Raw genomic sequence first — 3539 nt, 5'->3', positions numbered from 1 at the left:
AAGCCGGATTCAGGTCACCGCGCTCGCCGGGTCTGCTGGTGCGCGCCCGGCGAGCGGGTGGACCCACGACCGCGCCGTGCTGGCGATCGTCGACGGCGACGGCGCCCAGGAACTGTTCGCGGGCGAGGGTGCGCACGTCCTACGGAGGGACGTCGACGCGGCGATCAGCGCCAAACAGCTGCTGCGCGCGCTCGTCGATGCGGGAGCGGCGCAGATCATGGTGCTCCCCAACGGATTCGTCGCCGCCGAGGAACTGGTGGCCGGCTGTACCGCGGCGATCGGATGGGGGATCGACGTGGTGCCCGTGCCCGCCGGGTCGATGGTGCAGGGGCTGGCGGCGTTGGCGGTGCATGATGCCGCCCGCCAGGCCGTCGACGATGGCTACACGATGGCGCGCGCCGCGGCCGGCGCACGACACGGCTCGGTGCGGGTTGCCACCGAGGAGGCCCTGACCTGGGCGGGCACCTGCACGCCCGGCGACGGGTTGGGCATCTCGGGCGACGAGGTCCTGATCGTGGGGCAGGACGTGGCCGCCGCGGGTGCCGGTTTGATCGATCTGCTGCTGAGCTCGGGTGGCGAACTCGTCACCGTCCTGACCGGCCACGGCGTCGACGACTCCGTCGGCGCTGCCCTGCAGGATCACGTGCACAACCAGCACCTCGGCGCCGAATTGGTGACCTACCACACCGGCCACCGGGGTGACGCACTGCTGATCGGAGTGGAGTAGTCGTGGCCACCCTCACCGACAAACTCGTCAACGTCCTCGGCGCCAGGACCGCCAAGAAGCTCGAGGAGCACTTCGGCATGGTCACCGTCGACGACCTGCTGCGCCACTATCCGCGCAAGTACAGCGACGGCATGACGGTGCGCGAGGAGGGCGAGCAGCTCGACCTCGAGGAGGGCCAGCACGTCACGTTCGTCGACACGATCACCGATGCCGTGGCCAGGCCGATGCGGCAGCAGCCGGGAAAACGAGCGCGCAAGTACCTCGTCGTGACGCTGGGCGAGCGCAGGCCCGAGGTGACGGCGACGTTCTTCAATGCCGACTGGCTGCTGAAGGACCTTGAGGTGGGCACCAAGGTGATGCTCTCGGGCGAGGTGTCCTACTTTCGCAAGACCATGCAGCTGACCCACCCGGCGTTCCTGGTGATCGAGTCGGCACGCGGCAAGCAGGTCGGCACCAAGTCGATGAAGGCGATTGCGGGGGACCGAGACCCAGCGGAGATCCTGGCCGCTTTCGAGCGCGACTTCTTCCCGATCTATCCGGCGAGCGCGAAGGTGCAGAGTTGGGACCTCTACGCCTGCATCAGGCAGGTGCTCGACGTGCTCGATCCGATAGTGGACCCGTTGCCGGAAAGTGTTCGGCGGCAATGGGATCTGTGTTCGGAGGACGAGGCGCTCCGCGGCATCCATCTCGCCGAGCGCGTCGAGGATCGTGAGCGCTCCCGGGCCAGGCTCACCGTCGACGAGGCCGTCGGCCTGCAGTGGGCGCTGGTGGCACGCCGGTACGGGGCGCTGAGCGAGACGGGCCCGCCCGCCCCCCGGCGCGACGACGGCCTTCTGGCCGCGCTGAAGGGGCGACTGCCGTTCGAGCTGACCGCGGGCCAGCTGACGGTGCTGGACACGATCTCGGACGAGCTCGCCTCCAAGCGCCCGATGCACCGCATGCTGCAGGGCGAGGTGGGCTCTGGAAAGACCATCGTGTCGGTGCTCGCGATGACGCAGTTGGTCGACGCGGGCTATCAGTGCGCGCTGTTGGCGCCGACGGAAGTGCTAGCTGCGCAACACGCCCGCTCGATCCGCGACGTGCTCGGACCGCTGGCGAGGGCCGGTGAGCTCGACGGGGTCGAGGGTGCCACGCGCGTCGCGCTACTGACCGGATCGATGACGGCTCAGCAGAAGCGCGAGGTGCGTGACGAGATCGCCTCCGGTGCAGCGGGCATCGTGGTGGGTACGCATGCGCTGATCCAGGACGCCGTAGACTTCCACGAGCTCGGACTCGTCGTCGTCGACGAGCAACACCGGTTCGGTGTCGAGCAGCGAGACCGATTGCGCGCCAAGGCATCCGAAGGCGTCACTCCGCACCTGCTGGTGATGACGGCGACGCCCATTCCCCGCACCGTCGCGCTGACCGTCTATGGCGACCTGGAGACGTCGGTGCTGCGCGAGCTGCCCAGGGGCAGGCAGCCGATCACCACGAACACGATCTTCATGCGTGAGGAGCGGCAGAAGTCCTGGGTCGGGCGGGCCTGGCAGCGCATGCGTGAGGAGGTCGAGGCGGGAAGGCAGGCCTATGTCGTCGCATCGCGTATCGACGAGTCGGACAAGGAATCCGGGGAACAGGCAGGACCGCCCGCCAAGACGGTGATCGAGATGCTCGAACTCCTTCGGCACGGGCCGTTGGCGGGCCTGCGCATCGGTCTCATGCACGGCAGGCTGTCCGGTGACGAGAAGGACGCGGTGATGACGGCGTTCCGCGCGGGGGAACTCGACGTGCTGGTGTGCACCACCGTGATCGAGGTGGGCGTCGACGTGCCCAACGCCACGGTCATGTTCGTGATGGACGCCGACCGGTTCGGCATCAGTCAGCTGCACCAGCTGCGCGGTCGCATCGGTCGCGGTGAGCATCCCAGCCTGTGTTTGTTGGCCACCAATCTGCCCGAGACCTCCAAGGCCGGCGCCCGCTTGAAGGCGGTCGCCGCGACGCTCGACGGTTTCGAGCTCGCCGACCTCGACCTTGCCGAGCGCCGCGAGGGCGACGTGCTGGGGCTCACGCAGTCCGGCAGGCCCATCACGTTGAAGCTGCTGTCGCTCGCGGAGCATCGCGAGATCATCGAATCGGCCCGCGCCTTCGCCGAATCGGTGTACGCCGAGGATCCCCAATTGCTCGACCACCGCGGCGTCGAGGTCCTTGCGGCGCCGTTCTCGGAGACCGAGCGCGTCGAGTTCCTGGACAAGGCATGAAGAAGGTCGGCTGGTTGATCGCAGGCGTGCTGATCGCGGTCGTGGTGGCGGTCCAGGTGTCGTCGGCCGACGATGGCAGTGCTCGGTTCGCCGCGGCCGCCGCCGACGTGCCGACCGTCGCCCCCGGCGTCGACCTTCTGGCGGGCATCCCGGTCATACCGATGCGGGTGCGCGGACACGATTACCGCAGAGCGGCGTTCGGGGAGAGTTGGACCGACGACAACACCGCGCCGCTGGGTCACAACGGCTGCGACACCCGCAACGACATCCTCGATCGCGACTTGGTGGACAAGACGTTCACGTCGATCAAACGGTGCCCCAACGCCGTGGCGACCGGCACGCTGTTCGACCCGTACACCAACGTGGTCGTGGCGTTCACCCGCGGCAATCAGGTCGGCGCCTCGGTTCAGATCGACCATCTGGTTCCGCTGGCGTTGGCGTGGGATCTGGGTGCGCGCGACTGGTCCGACGAGATGCGCGCGCGCTTCGCCAACGATCCGGCGAACCTGCTGGCCGTGCAGGGGCAGGCCAATCAGGACAAGGGCGATGCCGAGCCCGCCGACTGGATGCCGCCC

Annotated in this window: 2 protein-coding genes and 1 pseudogene; all 3 read left to right on the top strand. The window is 68.5% G+C overall.

What is annotated here, in order from left to right:
- A pseudogene (locus ABW137_RS15530) lies at positions 1-727 on the top strand (DAK2 domain-containing protein); the annotation flags it as partial.
- A gap of 2 nt (positions 728-729) precedes the next feature.
- A complete protein-coding gene (recG, locus tag ABW137_RS15525; RefSeq protein WP_526401456.1) occupies positions 730-2964 on the top strand; it encodes an ATP-dependent DNA helicase RecG in 2235 nt (744 codons plus the stop codon).
- A partial coding sequence (locus ABW137_RS15520; RefSeq protein WP_526401454.1) for a GmrSD restriction endonuclease domain-containing protein occupies positions 2961-3539 on the top strand: 579 nt, incomplete at its 3' end. The genes recG and ABW137_RS15520, both read left to right, overlap by 4 nt.

Origin of the sequence: Mycobacterium sp., from assembly GCF_040509115.1 — a bacterium.
Lineage (GTDB): Bacteria > Actinomycetota > Actinomycetes > Mycobacteriales > Mycobacteriaceae > Mycobacterium.
This window is presented reverse-complemented; position numbering and strand designations above follow the sequence as displayed.